At 58.0% G+C, this 21,074-nt stretch carries 9 protein-coding genes; 6 read left to right on the top strand and 3 right to left on the bottom strand.

Going from position 1 to position 21,074, the window contains the following annotated elements:
* From ENTHG_RS15880 to ENTHG_RS15900, 5 genes are all read left to right on the top strand, one after another.
* A partial coding sequence (locus tag ENTHG_RS15880) for a substrate-binding domain-containing protein (RefSeq protein ID WP_044181717.1) occupies positions 1-562 on the top strand: 562 nt, incomplete at its 5' end.
* Between the two features lie 62 nt (positions 563-624).
* Positions 625-2,151 (top strand): sugar ABC transporter ATP-binding protein, encoded by a 1,527-nt coding sequence (locus ENTHG_RS15885; protein WP_044181719.1) that lies wholly within the window; start codon positions 625-627, stop codon positions 2,149-2,151.
* Positions 2,144-3,163, top strand: coding sequence for an ABC transporter permease subunit (locus ENTHG_RS15890; RefSeq protein ID WP_044181724.1), 1,020 nt, complete (start codon positions 2,144-2,146; stop codon positions 3,161-3,163). The genes ENTHG_RS15885 and ENTHG_RS15890 overlap by 8 nt, the downstream gene beginning before the upstream one ends.
* Before the next feature lie 71 nt (positions 3,164-3,234).
* Positions 3,235-4,614 (top strand): hypothetical protein, encoded by a 1,380-nt coding sequence (locus ENTHG_RS15895; RefSeq protein WP_044181727.1) that lies wholly within the window; start codon positions 3,235-3,237, stop codon positions 4,612-4,614.
* Positions 4,611-5,543 (top strand): carbohydrate kinase family protein, encoded by a 933-nt coding sequence (locus ENTHG_RS15900; protein WP_044181730.1) that lies wholly within the window; start codon positions 4,611-4,613, stop codon positions 5,541-5,543. The genes ENTHG_RS15895 and ENTHG_RS15900 overlap by 4 nt, the downstream gene beginning before the upstream one ends.
* A gap of 59 nt (positions 5,544-5,602) precedes the next feature.
* Here the strand turns inward: ENTHG_RS15900 and ENTHG_RS15905 are convergent, their stop codons facing one another.
* From ENTHG_RS15905 to ENTHG_RS15915, 3 genes are all read right to left on the bottom strand, one after another.
* On the bottom strand, positions 5,603-7,138 hold the full coding sequence (locus tag ENTHG_RS15905; protein WP_044181733.1) for a hypothetical protein: 1,536 nt from the start codon (positions 7,136-7,138) through the stop codon (positions 5,603-5,605).
* Complete coding sequence (locus ENTHG_RS15910; protein WP_081653639.1) at positions 7,135-8,709, bottom strand: Hint domain-containing protein; 1,575 nt, start codon at positions 8,707-8,709, stop codon at positions 7,135-7,137. The genes ENTHG_RS15905 and ENTHG_RS15910 overlap by 4 nt, the downstream gene beginning before the upstream one ends.
* Positions 8,710-8,940: 231 nt before the next feature.
* On the bottom strand, positions 8,941-18,849 hold the full coding sequence (locus tag ENTHG_RS15915; protein ID WP_071825889.1) for an autotransporter outer membrane beta-barrel domain-containing protein: 9,909 nt from the start codon (positions 18,847-18,849) through the stop codon (positions 8,941-8,943).
* A 1,059-nt stretch (positions 18,850-19,908) separates the two neighbouring features.
* Here ENTHG_RS15915 and ENTHG_RS15920 point away from each other — a divergent pair.
* Entirely contained in the window at positions 19,909-21,030 is a 1,122-nt protein-coding gene (locus tag ENTHG_RS15920; protein ID WP_044181742.1) for a ribosomal protein uL16 3-hydroxylase, read from the top strand.
* The last annotated feature ends 44 nt before the right edge of the window (positions 21,031-21,074 follow it).

Genomic DNA, 21,074 nt, shown 5'->3' on the forward strand with positions numbered 1-21,074 from the left:
TGATGCGGCGATCATGACCAACGCCGTGCAGGCGGGGGAGACCTCCTGCGAATACCTGTTCAAGCAGATGGGCGGCAAAGGCAACGTATTGCTGGTAGACGGCACGCCAATCCAGACCATTATCGACCGTATTAAAGGCTGCAAAAATGTCGCCGCCAAATACCCTGACATCCACATCGTCGGCCAGCAGGCCTCCCGTAATGACCGCGCCAGCGGCCTGATGGTGACCACCGACATGTTAACCGCTCACCCGGACGTGACCGGCATCTTCGGGATGAACGATCCGTCCGCGCTGGGGGCCGTGCTGGCGGTCGAGCAGGCGGGGAAAGCGGGAGCCATTAAAGTGACTGGCGTTGACGGCAGCCCGGAAGCGGTAGCCGAACTCAAACGCGCAGGCTCGCCGTTTATCGGTACCGCCACGCAGAACCCCGGTGAAATGGTGCGTCAGGCCATCAAACTGGGTCAGGATATGGCGGCTGAGAAAGCCATTCCTTCCCGCACCATCCTGATTCCCAGCGTGCTGGTTACCCGCGATAACGTCGGCGAATACGCGGGCTGGTAAAGCCAAAGATTGCAGAGTCACTGTCGGGATGGGCGCGTGTTCCATCCCATGGAGTAACGACCATGACAGAAAATAGCGTACAACCGCTGCTCAGGCTGGAAAACATCTCCAAACGCTACGGGGCGACGCTGGCCCTGAATGCGGTGCGTTTCGAGCTGCGCGCCGGGGAAGTGCATGCCCTGATGGGGGAGAACGGGGCGGGGAAATCGACGCTCATGAAGATCCTCTCCGGCAACGAGCAGCGCGACAGCGGTCGGATTTTCATGGACGGGCAGGAGATTGATATCCGCTCGCCCCGCGATGCCCGTAAATACGGCATTGCCATCATTCACCAGGAACTCAATACCGTGCCGGAGATGACCGTTGCGGAAAACCTGTTCCTCGGTCAGGAGCCGGTCACCTTCGGCGGCGTGCTGGACAGGCGTCGCATGTATCGTGAAGCGCAGCAAAAACTCGATCGTATCCATGCGGATATCGATCCGCGCATGCCGCTGGGATCGCTGAGCATTGGCCGTCAGCAAATGGTGGAAATCGCTCGCGCGGTGAGCGAGGAGGCGCGGGTGCTGGTGCTTGATGAGCCAACGGCGGCACTCTCCCGCGCGGAGACGCTGGAGCTGTATCGCATCATCGAACAGATGCGCGCAGCGGGGGTCGGCATGGTTTATATCTCGCACCGTATGGAAGAGGTGTGGCGGCTGGCGGATCGGGTCACGGTATTTCGTGACGGCGGCTGGGTAGGTACCGAGGCGATGAACAATGTCTCTACCACCGATGTGGTGCGCATGATGGTAGGTCGCCAGATTGTCGACCTCTATCAGCACGAGCCGCGCACACCGGGCGAGGTGGTACTGGAGGTCAGCTCGCTGACTGGCAAACTCACCGGCCCGGTTAGCTTTCAGCTACGGGCAGGCGAGGTGGTGAGCATGTCCGGTCTGGTTGGATCCGGGCGTACTGAGGTGGCGCGCCTGCTGTTTGGCGCGGACAGGCGGACGGAGGGGCGCGTGGTTATCGGCGGCAAAGAGAGCCGTCCTGCCGATCCGGCGGCGGCTATCGCTGATGGTATCGGGATGGTGACCGAAGATCGCAAAACCCAGGGGCTATTCCTTGAACACGCGGTAGAACACAACATCGATATCAGCTCGCTGGATCGCTTTATCGCCGGCGGGGTCGTTAAACGTAAACGTGTTCGCAGTGCGGTGCTGGAGCAGATGCAGCGGCTACGGCTGCGACAAAATGCGGTTGAACTGCCGGTGAAAGCGCTGTCCGGCGGTAACCAGCAGAAAGCGGCGCTGGCCCGCTGGCTGCTGCGCGATTCGCGCATTTTGATCCTTGATGAACCCACGCGTGGCGTCGATATCGGCGCGAAGCGCGAAATCTATGAACTGATCGACCAACTGGCCCGCAGCGGCAAGGCGATTCTGGTGATTTCGTCCGATCTGCCGGAAGCCATTGGGATCAGCGATCGTCTACTGGTGATGCGGGCAGGCCGTATCGTCCATGAAATGTCATCCGCCTCGGCTACAGAAGAAGAGGTGATGCTGCATGCCACAGGAACCTTTGCCAGCCAATCAGGAGAACACCATGAATAATCCGCAAACACACGCAGAAACGCCCGCCAAAGCGCCGTTTGACTTTGCCAGGTGGTGGGACCGGGTGGGCATTCTCATCGTTCTGTTGGTGCTACTGGTACTGATGTCGATATTCGCCCCGAACTTTAACCGGGTGGATAACCTGCTCAATATCGCCCGCTCAATTTCGGTGAACGCCATTCTGGCAGCCGGGATGACCTTTGTGATCTTAACCGGCGGGATAGATCTGTCGGTCGGGTCGATTGTCGCTGTCTCCGGCGTCGTTTCGGTAGTGGCGGCGATGACCGGGCTGCCCGCGCCGCTGGCTATCCTGGCCGGGGTTGGCGTCGGCGCGGTGTGCGGTTTACTCAACGGCATGCTCTCTGCTTATCTGGCGCTGGCACCGTTTATCGTGACCCTTGGCACCATGACCTTTCTGCGCGGCATGGCCTATACCATCACAGAAGGGCAGCCCATCGTCTCAAGCGATCTTAGCTTCCGCGAACTGGGCAACGGCTATCTGGCGGGCGTGCCGGTCCCGGTGATCATTATGGCCGTCGTCTACCTGCTGGCGTGGTTTATCCTTGAGCGTACCCGCTATGGTCGTCACATCTACGCTGTGGGCGGCAACGCGCAGGCCGCGCGGCTTGCCGGTGTGCGGGTCAACCGGATCATCGCCTCGGTGTATATGATAGCCGGGGTCTGCGCCGGGCTTGCCGGGATCATCTTTGCCGCGCGGGTCATTTCCGCTCAACCGACGGCGGGGACAGGCTACGAGCTGGACGCCATTGCCGCCGTGGTGCTGGGGGGAACCAGCCTTGCAGGGGGACGCGGGCGGATCATCGGCACCCTGATAGGCTCGATCATCCTTGGCGTGCTCAGTACCGGCCTTATTTTGCTCAACGTGCCTTTCTTCACCCAGCTTCTGGTGAAAGGGATCGTCATCATCCTTGCGGTGGCCATCGATGGCCTTAAACAGCACCCGGAACTCTTCACCTTCTGGCGCAGGAAATCGCTTCCCCCATCGCCATAAACCCTGACTGTTTTACCTGGGTCCGCCGCTACGGCGGCGGGCCGCGTACGCTTTTTTAATGGAGAAAACCTATGTCCTATCTCATTACGGTGACGGACCCGCAACCCGGACGCCGGGATTATGAACCGGTGATCTTTTCCGTACCTGAAACGCTGACGGGAGACCTGTGGTGGGCGGTGACGCCAGAGGGCCAACGCATTCTCTGCCAGCAGCTGCGCCATGACGCCGCCGACGGGGAGAGCCGGTTTATCGCGACGGTGAGCATGGAGGGCGAGCTGCGCTTCACGCTTGAGCGGCCGTGCAGCGACGCTGAAGCGCGTGAGGCACAGGGGATCCGCCAGCTTGCGGGCAAAGAGGCGGACTGCTTTACCCGGCTCGATACCGGCGCGTTTGACCTGGAGCTGTGCCGCGGCACGGCGCAGGGGGTTGGCGCGGCGAAATGGGGCATCCGCCATTTTCGTCATCTGGAGGATCAGGTTGAACTGCTTCCCTCCGGCAATAACGCGATAGGCGGTTTTTACGGCCCCTTTTTCACCCCGGAAAACGGGCTGATCAACCCGCCGGAACATACCATTGTTGAGATCGACACCCTTGAGCAGGGGCCGGTATTTCACCACTACCGGATGCACGGCGTTATCCCGGATGGCCTGCTGCCGGAGCTGCGCGGCAAACATTTCTCGATCGACTGGAAGTTTAGCTGGAGAACGCCCTGGTTCCAGCGCCGCTACCAGGTGGACGACTTCCAGACGGTAATCAATGGCCGCTCGGTAACCAACAAAATAACCGTCGGCGATGAGTTTGAAAGCGGCCCCGGCAAGCTGCTGTTCGATCGCTTTGCCGCTTATGGCGATACCCGTTATCGCGCGGGCGATCCCTATGCAGAAGAACTGGTGGCGATGGTAGCCGATACGGTGGCGAACTCCGCCAGTCAGAGCGCTAAATTCGCGGAGTTTCGTGAACAGCTTGCAGATATGGCCTCTGCCCATTGGGATCTCTACTGGCGCATGTTCAGCGCCTGGGAAAAGGTGCTCGACGAAGAGGAGCTGCGCGAGCGGCTGGGCCGGGTGCGTGCCCACGCCCACGTCAGAGCCGATCTCAACGATCGTCCGTGGCTTCTTTGCGCAAGCCCGGTGGAGGTGTGCGCTGTTCCTCATGAAACCATCTTCCCCGGTCCCGCCAGCAAAACGGTGGAGTACGACTCCGCCAGCGGCCGGGCGATGGTATGGTGGACTTCCCAGCCATCTGGCGCGTTCCAGATTGTGCAACGGCGGCAGTCTGGCTGGGTAAACTGGGGTAGCAATGGCGAAAACGAATGCCCGGAGCTGCCGGTTGGCGTTGAGATCAAGACCGCTTATGGACCCTTTGCCGGGCGCTGGACGCAAATTGCCGATGGGCTGGAGACGCCGCCTCAGGTCGCAGTGAGCCGCCAACGCGGAGGGAATGCGCAATGATCCTCTGCTGCGGCGAAGCGTTAATCGATATGCTTGCGCGCCGGATCGGGGAGAATGAGCAGGCCTTTGTCCCCTGTGTCGGCGGTGCGGCATTCAATACCGCCATTGCGCTGGGGCGTCTTGGCGTGCCGGTTGGCTTATTTTCTGGCCTCTCCAGCGATTTTATGGGGGAGATGCTGCGGACGTCGTTGACGGCGTCTGGCGTGGATTTTTCGTTCTCGACCCGAGTCTCTCTTCCTACGACGCTGGCCTTTGTCCGGCTGGTGGCGGGGCAGGCGCGCTACACCTTCTATGACGAAAACAGCGCCGGGCGGATGCTGTCAACCGACGATCTGCCCGCGCCCGGCGATGAGGTTCAGGCGCTGCTGTTCGGCTGTATCAGTTTGATCGCCGAGCCGTGCGGCAGCGTCTACGAGGCGCTGATGGCAAGAGAAGCGCCCCGGCGGGTGATGTTTCTCGACCCCAATATACGCGAGGTATTTATTACCGACAGGGCGCGCCATCTGGCACGGATGCGGCGCATGCTGGCGCTGGCGGATATTGTGAAGCTCTCCGATGAAGATCTCGCCTGGTTTAATGAGGCAGGCAGCGATGATGAGATAGCCGCCCGCTGGCTACGCCTGGGGCCAAAGCTGCTGGTGGTGACGCGGGGCGCTCAGGGGGCTGATGCCTGGACCGCGCGCGGCAAAGTGCATCTGCCCGGTGTTGCCGTAACGGTGGCCGACACCGTTGGCGCGGGTGACACGGTCAACGCCGGGATTCTGGCCAGCCTGCATCAGCAGGGGCTGCTGACAAAGCAGGCGCTGGCGACGCTGACGCCGGAACAGGTGGGCGAAGCGGTGACGCTGGGTATGCGCGCGGCGGCGGTTACCGTCTCCCGCCCCGGAGCCAACCCGCCCTGGAAGCATGAGCTGCCTGGGGAGGAGTAAAATACCGCGTAGGGTTTCACCCTCTCCCTTAAGGGAGAGGGCCTCAGAGCACGTCGCACCTACTTAATCAGCGGTTGCATATCCCGAATATACTTCTGCCACTTCACTTCCCACGCGGCCAGTTTTACCGCTTTCTCACGCGGGCTCATGGCGCTGTAAATATAGGAATTTTTAATCAGTTTTTTAATATCGCGCAGATCGATCATCGCGCCGTGATAGACCTCCCACAGGTCATAGTAGATGCCCGCAGTTTCAAAGATTTGTGGATCGTCAGAACAGATGGCGCACTGCACGCCCTGCTGCATAAACTGGGCGACAGGGTGGATGCGCAGGTCTTTGGTGTAGCGCAGCATCTGGTTGCTGATGGGGCAGATCTCAAGGCAGATATCCTCTTCACGGATCTTCTTTAGAAGCGTAGGGAAATTATACAGATTGATACCGTGGCCAATCCGCCGGGTGCCTAAAGCCCAGGCAGAGTGAATATTATCGTTATCTACCCAGTTACTCTCGCCATCATGAAAAAAGAAATCCACCTTACTGTTGGCCTTAATGATCTCCTTCGCATAATCATCGGTCTTGTGGTTGATATCTTCTTCACTGACCAAATCAAAGCCAACGATAAATTCACTGCCGTCATCGTCTTTCAGGGCCTGTTGCCAGGCGGGAGTCTGTTTCAGGATGGCAATCGCGTTGGTAATGTCTTCATCAAAATTTTGGCTGGTGCGCCGACTGGGCGCAACAATCGCTTTGACCTTTAAATCAGGGCAGCCCTCTCTTTTTGCCGTGAGGTACGCCTCTTTTAGCAGGGTAAGGCACTCCGGTGGCGTTGCGCTATAGATCATCGGTTTTGCTGGCGTACCGGTCAGTTCATCATTACGTGGCTGTTCATCATCGTTATTCTCTTTCAGCGCGGAAATACCCGCTCTGATTTCAATGTAGTCATTGCCGTTTTGATACTGATATTTAAACGCGGCAACATAGTAGTCTTTATAGATCGACCTGACTTTAAGGATCGACGAGATGGAAGTAAAATAGTCGTTAAAACCGCCCCAGATGTACTCAATATCATCGACACGCGGGTCAATAAAGGTGAGTCTTTTTTTCGACTCAATAAAGATCTTTGAATTAAGCCTGGCAATTTGCTGATAATTATAGCAATGCGGATTGTCAGGTCGCGTCGAAAAGAGGAACAATTTGCCATCGGGGATAGTGCGCTGAAATGCATTGTCCGGGTCCCAATAGACATACACATTGGGGTTGCTGGCGAGCATTTCGGTAAACTTTTCTGTGTTCCATGCCGCGCCAGTATGGATATGCAGATTGCCCCCTTGTGGCATCCGTTTGAAAATATCAAACAGATCATTATTCATAATGTCTGTTTTTGCTTTGTGAAACATCAGCGCGGGGGAGTAAGCATCATAGATATACTTTTTTTCACCGAGTAATGCGTCGCGTTTTTTCTTCATGTAACTGTCGAGCTTCTGCTCATCAGCTGTGAGCGCCTTTTCGCCCGCGCTAAACCAGGTCGTTTTGTCCTGTTTTTTGATACTCTCTATCGCCGCTAAATATTCTTCATAGGAGGTTGCGCGTTTCATCTTTGAAATCTCCGCTCGCGAGTTTGTTCATCTATATCCCCGACCAGAAAATCGTTGGCGTAAAAGCTGTTATTGTTCTCCAGCGACAGGTTATAAACGAGGTCATTGTAGGGGATTGTCTTTACCGAAAGCACGACGTCGTGTTCAACTCTGCCCTCCTTAAACAACATCACAAGGTCACCCACCCGGATATCGCTAGCGCGTTTCAGAATTAATTCTGCCGTGGTGTCTACATAGAGAGGATGAGTAGCGCTGGCTTTTAACTTTCTGCCACTTTGTGTATAAATGGAGTACAGATTCTCTTCCGGCCCCAACCAGACATTCGTCACGGTGGTCACTTCTCTGTTCAGTCCGCTTAACACCTTTTCGCCACAGCGAATAAGACGAACTATTTTTTTCTTACCATCGGCCATCGTGATTAACGTGTCGGCGGAAACGCATCCCCACATGATTTTTAACGGCAGTATAGGTTCCTTGATGACCTCGCCCGTGCGCACTCTTTCATGCAACTTACTGGAAACTTCAAAGTTCAGGGTTTGTTCTTTACCCGCCGGGAGCTGATAATTCACCTCAAAACTCAGGGTGAAGTTATAGGTTTGCGGTGTCAGGTCTCCCTTCTGTTCTAAGCGAATCCCCCAGTCTGTATTCAGGGCATACTGTAAACTGCCGTTGTCGATCTCTTCTGGCAGGAACCCTGTTGCAGTAATCGGCGCGACGCCGCCGCTGCTGATTTTTTCCAGCAGCGCTTTTCTGTTAACAACGCTATTTATTTTAACGCTGCGCCCCAGGCGAATAATGCCCTTCGCGGGTATAGCAACGATAGGGTAATATTGAGTCATGCCATGAGCGCTGTCGTAATTACAGACATAATCGCTGTCTCCTGATTGCTGCGGGACGCGCCGCAAAAAAATAACGATATTATCCATATCATGCGGATAGGTCACCGGCAGTACATACCCCGGGTCGCTACCGAAAATAACGGTGGCATCCTCTTTTTTAGGGTAAATATGGGTGTAAACAGGTGCCAGTTCGTCAATATCATCATTAGCGGGCGGTTGCTTAATTGTCAGGTCGGCCATCATCTGTAAATGGGTGGTGCGGCCCAGCAAATCGGTCATCTGGCAGTCGACAATAACGGATAAGGCGTCCATATCCGTATCGGCGAAATGTTCCCGCACGGCGATAGCGTTTACCGAAGAAAACTTATCGGTCATGGTGGTGGATTGCAGCGCAAGCGTGGTAATACATTGTTGCGTTTGAGAATTGATAAAGCAGGCCGTCAGGTCGATATGAGCTTTCTCTTCCAGCAGCGAAGCGTAAACGTCCAGATCCAGCGTCTCTTCGCCCCTGCGCCAGCAGAAGGTTTCAATATTAATATAATCATAGAAATGAAAAGCGATCGGTGAGGCCGTTTCATGTAATGTTAACCCCATTCCGGTTATGTCCTGCTCATTCGTAAACTGGTCGTTTAGTGTTAATTCTGGTGGGCGGATCCTTAATATCTGGTTATGGCATGCTCTAATTTCTTCAATATTAAAAATAACATCTTCGTGTTTTTTAGGCAAAGTCATAGCGCTAACCCTTTATATTAAGTCAGAAGGAAATAAAGATTTCTGAGTATTTAGACTCAGGAAATGAAAAACATGTTAACAACATAACAAATTCTCAACTTTGAATATTGCGTTGTATCACATAATTTTTATATGGTTATTGGATGGGTTTTGGTTCAATATTTGAGTGGTGAATGATATAAAAAAAAGGGGAAGGCGCGACCCTTCCCCAAAAATTATAACTAAATCGCCTCAGAATTTATATTTAAGCCCCAGCATGACCGCCGTATCGTTATACCCCTTGTCACCCACCTGCTGGGCGACGTTGGTCCAGACGTTGAGGTGCTTGTTCAGCTTACCTTCGGCCCCCACTTTCAGCTCCGCCACGTTGCGGCTGCCCGCCTGGCTGACCGTTTTACCGTCCATCGTGGCGCCCGGCTGCTCGCTGTTGTAGAGCCAGTTGGTCTCCGCATAGACGGTAAACAGTTTGCCTTTGCCCTTATCCAGCGAGCTGACGCTGTCGCGGGAGATTTTCACCCCCAGACGGGTCTGGACGTTGTTCTCGCCGCTGGAGGTCACCTTCGTGCCGTTGGACTCGCGCACCGTGTCGGCGGTAATACCGCTCCACGACACCTGCCCCTGCGGCGTCAGGTAAACCCGACCGTAGTCGCTCTCGTAGAGCGGCAGGCGATAGCCCGCCTCCAGCGAGGCGCTAAAGCCGTCCATATTGTACGACTCGCCGGACAGCCCGTCGCCGCTGACGCTGGCGTCCAGCCAGCTGTACTGCGCCCAGCTGTCGACATACGCGCCGTCGAGGGTCGCGGCATTCTGGTACCAGGTGCCGTACACGCCGACGGTGTAGCCGTCTACGCTGCTGTCGGATTTGTAGCCCGTTCTGCGTGAGTAGGTCTTGCTCTGGGCGTTGCCGTAACCGGCCATCACCCCGAAGCCTGCGCGGCCGTTGTCGGCGGTATCAAGGCTGAAAAGCTCGCCGCCGCCCTGAATCACATAGCTGTTGGTGGCGGTGTGAAGCTGCCCGCTGCCGTCACGATGTTTCAGGCGGCTGCCTGTCTGGCGCAGCCACAGGCTGGAGTTTTCGGCGCGTCCTTCACGGTCTTCAAGGCGCAGGCGGAAGAGCTGGTTTGCCGCCGCCATGTTGGCCACGTAGCCGCCCGCTTCCGGACGTAAGGTCGGGGTATCTGAGCCGCCGCCATTGTCATCGCCGCCGCCGTTGCCGCCACCGTTGTTGTCATCGCCGCCGTTGTCTTCCAGGGTCGAGCGCAGATACCAGTCGCCATCATCCGGCGTCGAGACGCCGCCCTGATAGAGGAAGTACTCATACGCTCCCGCCACCGCGCGGCCATTGAGCGTAAAGGTGCCGGTGGACTGGCCCTGCACGTCAATAAGTTTGATGCCGTCGACGGTTTGAGCCCCTTCACCCCGCGCGCTCACCACGGTCACTTTGCTGGTGCCGGTGGAATCACCGGTAATGTTCAGCCGGTCGGTGGAGGCGTTGTCGCCCTCCAGATCGGTATTGAAAATCACCGTGCCGTCATTGCCGATATAGTCGCCATCGATGGTAAAGGTGCCGTGGCCGGAGCCGGTCAGGGCATCGCCCATCACCAGGTTGCCCGCGTTGGTGACATTGCCTGTTACCGTGCCGTAGCCGCCGAGTACCCCATATTCACCAATAGTGACATCGCTTCTCAGATTGGCGGTGGTCGCCGCGGTTTCGCCCAGTTGCAGAGCGCCGTTCTCAATGGAGGTCAACCCGGCCTGAACGTTGTCGGCATCCAGCAGCACCGTACCGGTGCCGCGCTTAATCAGCGTACCGCTGCCCTCGACGGTATTGCTCAGCGTCCATCGGCTGTCGGTATCCAGCGCCAGCGTGCCGCTGTTGCTGACCGTCGCGTCACCGAGATGGCTCGCCGCCGTCGCGGTCAGCGTGCTGCCGGAGGTGATGTCGAACTGGCCGCTAAAGTGCTGGTTGTTGCCGCCCAGGTAGATATCTGCATTGTGGGTCAGCGTCACGTCGCCGTTGCCGCTAAGGGCGTTGAACAGAGTGCCGCGCGCCGTGTCGAGATTCAGCGTGCCGTCGAGGCTGATAGCCCCTTTACCCAGCCCCTGCGGTTTACTCAGCGTCGCCGTTGCCCCCTCGTCAATGCGGGTGGTGCCGGTGTAGCCGCTGTTGTTTTGCGTCACATTCAGCGTCCCGCCCGCCAGCGTTAAGTGGCCCGCGCCGGTGACGATACCCGCCGCCAGACCGCCGTTGGTCACCGTCAGCTCGCCGCCGTTGATATCCAGCACGCTGCCGTCAGCGGTATTGAGTTCGCCGACCGTTTGCGCGTTGCCGTTCAGGTCCACCTGGGTACCGGACTGCATATTCAGCGCCGAAGTCTGACCAAAGCCGTTATCGGTAATCAGCACCACCTTGCCGCTGTTGACGTCGCTCGCCCCCCGGTAGTCGCTTGCCGCGTTGCCGATATAGATGGTGTCCGCCGCGTTGAAGGTAAAGCCGCCGTCGCCGGTGAGCTTCGCCCCCAGCTTATTGTCGACGGCCCCGGCGTTGCTCAGCACAATCGACTGGTCGGCAAAGGCGTCAAGCTGGGTCAGGCCGTAGCCCAGGTACAGCCCGTCGTCGGTGACCGCGCCGAAGTAGTTGTAGTGCGCATTACCGGCGACAACGCCGTTCTGCTCAAGGCCGACTACGGTATCCTCCCCCAGCGGCGCGCCGTCGGCCTGGGTCAGGGCGAGCTGGCTGCCTGCGCCGTTGACGGTCTGGGCCGCGACGATCTGGTCGTATACGCCATCATCCTGGTCGAACAGGGACGCGCCAGGATCGGGCAGGGGGTTAGGCAGGCTGTCCGGCGTATTGACGGCAAGCGTACCGCCGCCGGTCGCATCCAGCGTGTCGACGGTTAAGTGCCCTGTCGGACGATGGGTGCTGCTGCTGTAGTCCACCTCAAGCTGGCCGCCGTTAAAGGTCAGCCCGCCCATGGCGTGCTCGCCTTCCAGCTTCATATGCCCCAGCTTGCCGTCGCCGCCGTTGAGGGCGAGGGTCGCCCCGGCCATGGTGGCGTCTGCCGCCTCATCCAGCACAAACCGGCCGTTGTTCATTGCCACCGTCCCGCTGAAATCCCCCCCCGCCGCGCTGGCGTTAAAGGTGAACGCGCTATCGCTATCGCCGAGGTCCACCTGTAGCGTGCCGCTACCGGCCAGCGTGCGGGTGAAGTCCAGATCGTCGGCCACCGTTTTGTAGATGGAGAGCGTGCCGGGGGCAGAGAGGTTCACCGTCCCGGTACTGCTTGCCAGGTTAGTCAGATCCGCAATTTGCAGCACGCCGTTGGCGATGTTGACATCCGCGCGGTTGGCGCTGTTGTCCCCCGTCCAGATAAGCGTGCCTGCGCCCTCTTTGGTGAAAGCGCTGGTCGCGTTGCCCAGGGCATCCCAGCCGTTCATGGTGGCGGTGACGCCATCGTCGACGATCACGCTGCCGCTCTGGTTGAGCGTGACGTTGCGGGCGGTGGTGATATCGGCGGTGATTTGCAGGTCGCCGCCGTCAAGCACGGTGCGGTTGCTCTGCGAGCCGTCGCCGAGGTTTGCATCCTGTGAAATGGCGACCACGCCCTCCTCAACCCGCAATTCGCCGGAGAAGAGGTTATCGACGGCCAGGGTCAGCGTGCCGACGCTGCGCTTAATCAGATCGCCCACGCTGCTGACGACCGTATCCAGCGTCATCGCCGCCGCGTTATCAACAATAAAGCGGTTGGCGTTTTGAATTTCGCTGGTCGCGCCGACATGCTTCGCTTCGCTGACCGTCAGGGAGGCGTCATCGTCGATGGTCATCACGCCGCTAAAGGCGGTGTTGTCGCCGCCGAGGCGCACGTCGCTGCCGTTCTGGCTGTTCAGCGTGCCGCTGCCGGAGAGGGCGTTGGCGAAGGTGCCGTCCGCGTTGTTGAGGGTGACATCACCATCGGCGACCACGCTGCCGGTGCCCAGCGCCAGCACATCGCTGAGTATGGCCTCTGCCCCCGCCTTCACGGTGGTGGTGACGCTCAAATCGGCGTTGGCGTTGTTCACATTCAGCGTCCCGCCCGCCACGGTCAGGCTACCGCTGCCGGTTAACGCGCCGGACGAACTGCCGCCGTTTTTCAGGGTCAGGTCGCCGCCGTTGAACATCAGGGTGGAGGCAATACCGCCTGCCAGCGCGCCGACCGTCTGCGTTTTGCCGTTCATGTCGACGGTGGTGCCCGCCGCCATGTTCAGGCTGGCGGTCTGGCCGAGGGCGTTATCGGTGCCGAGGATCAGCGTGCCGCTTTGCAGGTCGGTCTCGCCGGTATAGCTGTTCTCCAGGTTGCTGAGGGTGAGGGCATCTGCGCCGTCGCCCGCCCGCACGCCCAGATCGCCGCTGCCGGTAATCTGTGCCGAGAAGGTTTTTTCCTGGCTGCCAGCGGTGTTGATAACCAGCTTATCGTTGCCGTGAGTCAGCAGGTCGAGACGGGTCAGGCCGTAGCCGACATACAGACCGTTGGCGGTGCCGTCGTCGTCTTTGGTGGTCAGCCGGTAGTCGTACCAGCCGTCCGCCGCGTGCACGCCGTTTTGCAGCACATCGATGGCGGTACTGTTGCTCAGGACGTTGCCGTTTTCGTCCACCAGCTTGAGGTTGCCCCCTTCGCCGGTGACGCTGTTCGCCGATACCAGTTGCACCAGCGTTTCGTTTTGCTGGTCAAGCAGGCTCTTGCTCTCGTCGACCACCGGCGGCGTGGCGTTATCAAAGCCGTCGCTGTTGATCATGACGTTGCCCGTCCCGCTCGCATCCAGTGTGTTGGCCGCAATACGGCTGCCGGCGGTGGCGGCGTTGGGGATGCTGACGTCGAAATCCACCGTGCCGCCGTCAAAGCCCAGCCCGCCGATCGTCTGGACGCCGCTGCCGACGGTGGTGACGTTATCGGCCATCACTTTTAGCGTCGCGTTGGTCAGCGCGGCGGTGTTCAGCCCGGAGAGGCTGAACGTCTCGCTGTTCATCTGTACCGTGCCCGCAAATTGCGAACCGGCGCTGCTGCCGAAGTTAAAGTCGGTGCCCGACTGCACGTCAATCAGACCGTCGCCGCTCAGGGCGTGGTTAAGCGTATAGCTGCCGGTGGCGGTAAGGTTGAGCGCCGAGTTTTCATCGATATCAATGCGCCCGGAGGTGGTCGCGCCGTCGCCCATCTGAATCTGCTGATTAGTGGTGAAGCTCGCGCCGTTGCGCAGATTAAGCATGTCGAAATGCTGCACGTCGGCGCTGGCGGCCAGGGTGTAATCCGCGTTATCAAAGGTCAGGCTGTCGGCATTGCCGCCGGTGCCGGCGTCAAGGGTATCAAAGGTGGCGTTGCCCTTAACGGTGACGTGATGCTCGCCGCCTGCCGCGCCGCTAAAGCTGTCGATATGCGCACTGTCGCTCAGGGTGAGGCTGTTTTTGCCCGTGCCGGTGGTGATAGCGCCGTTGACCGTGGCGGTGTCTGACAGGGCGAGCTGGTTGTCGCCGTTGCCAAAGGTCATCGCCCCGCTGGTGGTGGCGCCGCCCGCCGTCAGGCTGTTGTTGCCGTCGCCTGCGGTAACGGTGCCGGTGGTGGCGTTAGTCAGGACGATCGTGTTGTCGCCCGCGCCCAGCGTGCTGGCACCCAATACCGCGCCCGCGATAGCCGTCAGGCTGTTGTCGCCGTCCCCCATCGTCAGGTCGCCCAGGGTGGCGGCGTCGGTGACGGTAACGGTATTGTTTTTATCCCCCGCCAGCACCACGTTGCCGGTATGCACGGAGCCGCCCGTGGCCGTCAGGTGGTTGGCCCCGCCGCTGGCGAGAATATCGCCGTCAACGGTGCCCGCGTTCAGGTTAATGGTGTTATCGCCGCTGGCAAAATCCATCTTGCCGACGATGTTACCGCTGTTGGTAAAGGTTTTATCGCCGCTGTTGCTCATGGCGATCGCGGTAAGATCCGCGGACGCCGCCTGGATGGTGCCGCTGTTGCTGATGGTTGCCGCTTCGTGCACGTCCATCACGCTGCCGCCCGCGACCGTAGACTGCGAGATCAGCTTGCCTGCGTTGTTCACGGTTTTTGCACCGCTTACGTCAATGGCCGGGCCGCCTGTGGCGCTGTTGATATTGACGTTGGCGTTGCTTTTCAGCGTGCGGTCATTGCTGTCAAGGGTGGCTTTGATGCCGGTTCCGCTGCCGGTGACGTTGATAGTCAGCGCGGCGGAGTCGGAGATATCCAGGCTGGTGGCCGCCGCGCTGCCGTTTTCGTTCTGTACCAGGATGCCGGTGCCGTTATTAACGTTAATGGTGCCGGAGTTGTTTTTCGCCAGCGTCGCCCCGGTTTTAATGCCGATGCCGTTGCCGCCAACGTCGATCCGGGTGTTGTCGAGTGTGATCCCCTCGATCCCCGCGACGTTGTGGATGCCGATGCCGGTGGAAGACGCGTCGCTGAGATCGATAAAGGTGTCGGCGACGTTCAGGCTTAATGCGCCGGTGTCGAGCAGAATGCCGTCCGCCGTTCCCCTGGCGACGATTTTCCCGGTGGTGGAGGCGGCGCTCAGGTTAAGCCCCGCGCCCGCGTCAACGTGGATCGCCGCCACGCCGTCTACCGCCTCAATGGTGCCGGAGTTACTGATGGTGCTCTCCGATCCTTTGATATGGATAGCGGTGCCGTTGGCGATAATGTTGCCGGTGTTGACCACGTGGCCGTTGTCGATGTCGATAGCCGTATGGCCGCTGCCCGCAGAGAGATTGATATTCCCCTGGTTGGTGATGGTGCCGCCGTCCTGCGCTTTAAAGGCGGTGGAGCCCGTGCTGCCGGCCAGGGAGGTGACCGTCGCACGGTTTTCGACCCGGCTCTCTTCGCCAATGGCATGGCCCACCATCGCGTTATCGCCGCTGAGGGTGAATGCTGCGCCCGCGGCGATAACCGCCTGGCCGCCGTCTTCGGCGATGACCCCGGTGGCGTTAGTACCAATAGTCAAATGGCTGCTGCTGCCGAGCGTCGCCGTGGAACCTTCGCCATTGACCCGAATCCCCGCCGTGACCTTGCTGCTGTTGGCTTTACCGGAGAGGTTAAGGTTCAGGTCGCCGCTCATGGCGGCCCCGTTGGTGACGTTAAACAGCGTCGCCCCGTCGCCGTGTACCAGCGTTGGCGAGCTGCTTGCCTGGGTGCTGATGGTTGACCCTTCGCCATCGACCCAAAAGCCGACCTGATCGGATTTATTGCTGTCGAAGGTGACGTTGACCTTGTCTTTAAGCGTGACCTGGCTGCCCGCGGTTGCGTATACGCCTACTGTCCCTGCGCCGTGCAGGTTGATGGTCGCCGCGTTAACGCCGTCGCCAATGGTGACGTTGACTTTGTCGCCGCTGGCTTTGACGCCGACGGAGCGAGTGCTTTCATCAGCGCCATCCCAGTCGCCGTTGAGGGTAATATTGCCCGTTGACGTCAGCTGGGTGTCTGCCGTGCTGGCGGTTGCGACAAGACCGGTGCTGCCCGCGCCGTTGAGGGTGATATGGCCGCTGTTATGGCCCGATGCGCCTTCTTCAACTTTGATGCCCGTTGTCCGCTGGCCGTAAAAGTAGATGTCGCCGGAGTTCGTCAGGCTGGCGAGGTTGCGGGCGATATAGCCGGTGACCCCGTTCAGCGCCGAGTGGAGGTGTGCGCCTGCGGAAAGGATAGTGGCCTGTTTTTCCGCGTCGGTCATGGTGCGCGCCGCGCCGGTTAAATCATGGCCCTGACCATCGGCAATCGCCGCAATGGCCCCTTCGCCGGTGAGATTAATGGTGGTGGCGGCATCAATGGTGCCCTCTGCGCCTCCCTCAATCACAAAACCGGTAGCGTTCTTACCGCTGACGTTGACCGTCATGCCGCCGGAATCGACCGTGGTGCCCGCGCCGGTCGCAACGATGACCGTAGAACTTTCGCCAGACGCGGTCATTGTTGAGGTGGCCAGCGCTGACCCCATAAAGGCCGCGCCGCCGTCCAGCCGCATCAGGGTGGATTTTTTGGTCGTCACCTCCTGCGCGCCGGTGCTGGTATTGACGATTTTCGAACCGGTACCGTAAACGTAATAGCCAATCTGGCTTTCGCCGTCGGCAAAGGTCACGGCGGCGTTGCCCGACAGGTTAATGGTGCCCTGATCGCGGGCGTGAACGCCAATCGCGCCGTCGCCTTTCAGGTTAACGGTGCCGGAGATATCTATTTGTGAGCCCGCGCCTTCGGCCCACGCCCCGTAGTTGCGCAGCCCGGTCGCCGGATCGGCGCCGCCGGTGATATTGATGTCGCCAGAGGAGCTGACCTGCCCGCCGCTCAGGGTTTTAATGCCGATGGAGTTGGTGCCCTGGATGTCAATCAGGCCGGTGTTTTTTATTCCCTTAGCGCCGTTATCAGCGAAAATACCGATATTCTGTTTGGCGACAAATTCGCCGTCATTGCCGTTGCTAAGGATCCTGATAGTGCCGCTGTTGGTGACATCATGGGTGCCTTCGCTTTGTACCCGGATACCCACCGCGCCGTCGGTCATGGTGCCGAGTGTGATAGAGCCTTCGTTATTGACAGTGCCCGCGTTGCCAGCGTCAACAACAATGGCGGCCGATTTCGGCGCGGCGTAAACGTCGTCACCGCCGGGTGACCGGCCTATGTACATCTCACCGCTGTTGGTAAAGATGCCATTCTCGCCCACCACCACGCCATAGGCGCCGCCGACCAGCGCACGGCCCTTATCCCCTTCGGTAATGCCGATATTAATGGTGCCTTCATTGGTTGCGCTGGCGTAATCGGAGACGGTGATGCCCTTCGCCATGCCGCTGCTTCTCTGGCTATCGGACCAGAAAGAGGGGGAAATATTGAGCTCGTTCGTGTTGATAAACCGGCTGCCCGCGTTCGCCACATAAACGCCGAGACCCGGTACGCCGTTGTCCTGGGTGCCGGTAGTGATTTTCCCGTTGTTAAAGAAGCTGGAGCCGGAGAGCACGGTGGCGGTGTAATAGGTGGTTTCGATCACGCCATCGTTAATGCCGGTGCCGCCGTTGGTGAGCCTGAACACGGTGGCGTCGGTGGAGCCGACGCCGGGGCCGCGAATATCACCGGTAATGCTCCCCGTCTCAGACAGAATGACCTTTGCCTGATCGCCGTTGGCCATCAGCAGAGCCGATGCGCCCGCAGGCTGGGTCAGGATCGGGTCCGGGTCAGGCGGCAGCATATTGAAGGTGTAGTTGGTTGAGACGGTGGTATACGCTTTTTGCAGCTCGGCGTCATAGCTGGCGATGTCCAGCTCACCGGACTGGATCTTGCTAATCAGCCAGTTGTTGTAGGACTGCAGATCGCTGAGGCTATTTACCGAGGTGGTCGTGCCGTCAAAGGCGGAGAAATCGCCTTTGTAGGTAGAGACTCTTGCCGTTGCCGTGTCGGTTGGCGCAGTCGAGTAATCCCGCTCGGTGCCGAAATAGACCGTGTTCTGGCTGTTCCATATCGCCGTGGCAGCTTGACCGGAGACGGTGCTGTCCGCATAGATCAGCTGCGTATCGCGATGGCCGCCAGCGATCTCCAGCCCGTCGGCATAAATATCCGCCGTACCATCGGTCACGGTGACAAAGCGGGTCTGGTAATAGACATCCACCGGCCCGGATTTCGCTACGCCGTAGCCACCGCGCGAGTAGCCGCTCTCCAGCTCGCTCATGGCGTCAGAGCTGTAAACGGAGACGACCGTCGAGGCGTTAGTGATAGGATCGGTGATGGTAATATTCTGGCTTTTCGAGCCTAAATTGACCTGCTTATCCTCAGGTGGAAGCGGCTCGGCATCGATATAGCCTGCGGCGATCAGGTCGTTTATAGAGTTATAAACCTTGTAGCTGCCCTCGGCGTAGTCATAGGTTTCGGGGCCGTTTATGCGATAGGTCTGGCCATCGTTGATGTCGACGGCGCCTGCTTTGTAGTTATTGGCTGAGGAAGACCAGTGCCTGTCGAGGTCGCAGGTTAAGGTCGACGTATTGCATTCGCTGGCCTGCGCCATTGGGGCGAGCAGGATAGCCAGCCCGGCGAGCGCTTTGTTGGTCGCCCGCTTGATTTTGCCACGCCCCAACTCGGAGGTGACGACCCATTGCATTAACGTACTATTCCAGACAACGCGATAAATTTTATTCACGTGTAGATTCCCTCCACATTTTAATCCCTGAGCCAGCAAAAAAATTCTTCTGGCATAAATGTTTGTTGCGTCATCCGACGCGGGTGCACGTTTCTGCGCGCGCAATTGCAGGCGTATAGGCCCACTATTTTTGGCTAACAGGTGTCACCTGATTAGATCTTTATTAAATAAAAATAAAGACTTAACCGCTTTTTTTACGGCGTAAACAGGCCCCTGATGGGGATCAGGTGTGCTTTTAGAGAAGTGAATTCGGATAATGCCAGCGTGGGCGGGAATTACGCGCAGATGTATTTCACTTCCATGTTGCATACACCGTTTTTTACGTCGCGCTAAATGGTTGTTAGTTCGTAAATACCACAATAGCTTTCATAAAGCGTTTACTGCCTATTACCTCATGCTTATCCATCAGCCAGGTTTCGTCAATAAAGATATTGTTTAGCGCGAAGGCTACCATGAGAGTTACGGGTAAAAATGTGATTTGAAGCACAAAAGGAACTGATTAAGAAGCGTGCAACTCGTGAGTGCAAGATATTAATATTTAACATAAATTAACATATTTCCGCCTTTTTGTTGGTTTATATATAAATAATATAAATTTATTATTATCGATGCTTTTATCTGTGCAGGATGTTGCTTACTTAACTTGTTGATTGTTAGTGTTGTTGTCTATTTTGACTTTACGGCGGGCAAATGTATCATTCGCTGTGTGTATGATTTAGCGTGAAATGTTAATAACTATATCGCTGATAATTTTTTTTACGCCGTTAAAAATAGCAATTTTTTGCTATAACACTTAAGAATATACCTGGGAAATAATTCACAGCCAAAAAATAAATCAAAGAACTTGTATGGAAGTATAATTTGTGCTTGAGAATAACCTGAAGCCATTATCAGGTAGAGCAACGCGGTAGATATTTTACGCATCAGCGTCGCCGAGGGGGGATGCTGTAACGGCGACGGGGGCTGTTTTCCCGTCTGCTTCTCCCTTGACCGTCGACAAAGTAATCCAGGCTTCTACCCCGCATAATCGCCCGCTACTCTCTTCACAGGTGTCTCCACATGGCTTACCAACTCGACCTTAACTGGCCTGAATTCTTAGAAAAGTACTGGCAGAAAAAGCCGGTGGTGCTGAAAAACGCGTTTAAAAATTTCGTCGATCCCATCACGCCGGACGAGCTGGCGGGGCTGGCGATGGAGGTGGAAGTCGACAGTCGCCTCGTCAGCCGTTTTAACGGCGAATGGCAGGCCAGCAACGGCCCGTTCGAACATTTTGACGGCTTAGGCGAGACCGGCTGGTCGCTGCTGGCGCAGGCGGTTAACCACTGGCACGCCCCTTCAGCCGAACTGGTGAAGCCGTTTCGCGCTATCCCTGAATGGCGCTTTGACGATCTGATGATCTCCTTTTCCGTCCCCGGCGGCGGCGTCGGCCCGCATATCGACTGGTATGACGTATTTATTATCCAGGGGATGGGCAGCCGCCGCTGGCGGGTAGGGGATAAACTGCCGTTGAAAGAGTTTTGCCCGCATCCGGCGCTGCTGCACGTCGAGCCGTTCGAGCCGATCATCGATGAAGATCTCGCGCCGGGGGATATCCTCTATATTCCGCCGGGATTCCCCCACGATGGCATCACCCACGAAACCGCCTTTAACTACTCCATTGGTTTTCGCGGGCCGAACGGGCGCGATCTGATCAGCAGCTTCGCCGACTATGCGGTGGATAAGGATCTGGGTGGCGAGCACTACACCGATCCTGATTTAATCCTGCGCGATCATCCCGGCAAGGTGGAGGAGTACGAGCTTGAACGCCTGCGCGCGATGATGATCGAGATGATTAATCAGCCGGAAGACTTTAAGCAGTGGTTTGGCCGCTTTATCACCACGCCGCGCCACGAGCTGGATATCGCCCCGGCAGAGCCGCCGTACGAGCCGCAGGAGATTTTCGATGCCCTGATGGACGGCTGCGTGTTAACCCGCCTCGGCGGGCTGCGGGTGCTTAACGTCAGCGGCAGTGTCTTCGTCAACAGCGAGCGGTTTGATACCGTCGCGCCGCAGGCCGCCGACGCGCTGTGCCGCGAGCTGCTGATTGGCAAAGCGCAGTTGGGTGAGGCAATCAACAACCCGGCGTTTATCGCCGAGCTGACCGGGCTGGTAAACCAGGGTTACTGGTATTTTGACGAGTAACTGATTTTTGGGGACTGATACCCTCACCCCGACCCTCTCCCTGG

The sequence above is a fragment of the Phytobacter massiliensis JC163 genome, from assembly GCF_000321045.1.
Classification (GTDB): domain Bacteria; phylum Pseudomonadota; class Gammaproteobacteria; order Enterobacterales; family Enterobacteriaceae; genus Phytobacter_A; species Phytobacter_A massiliensis.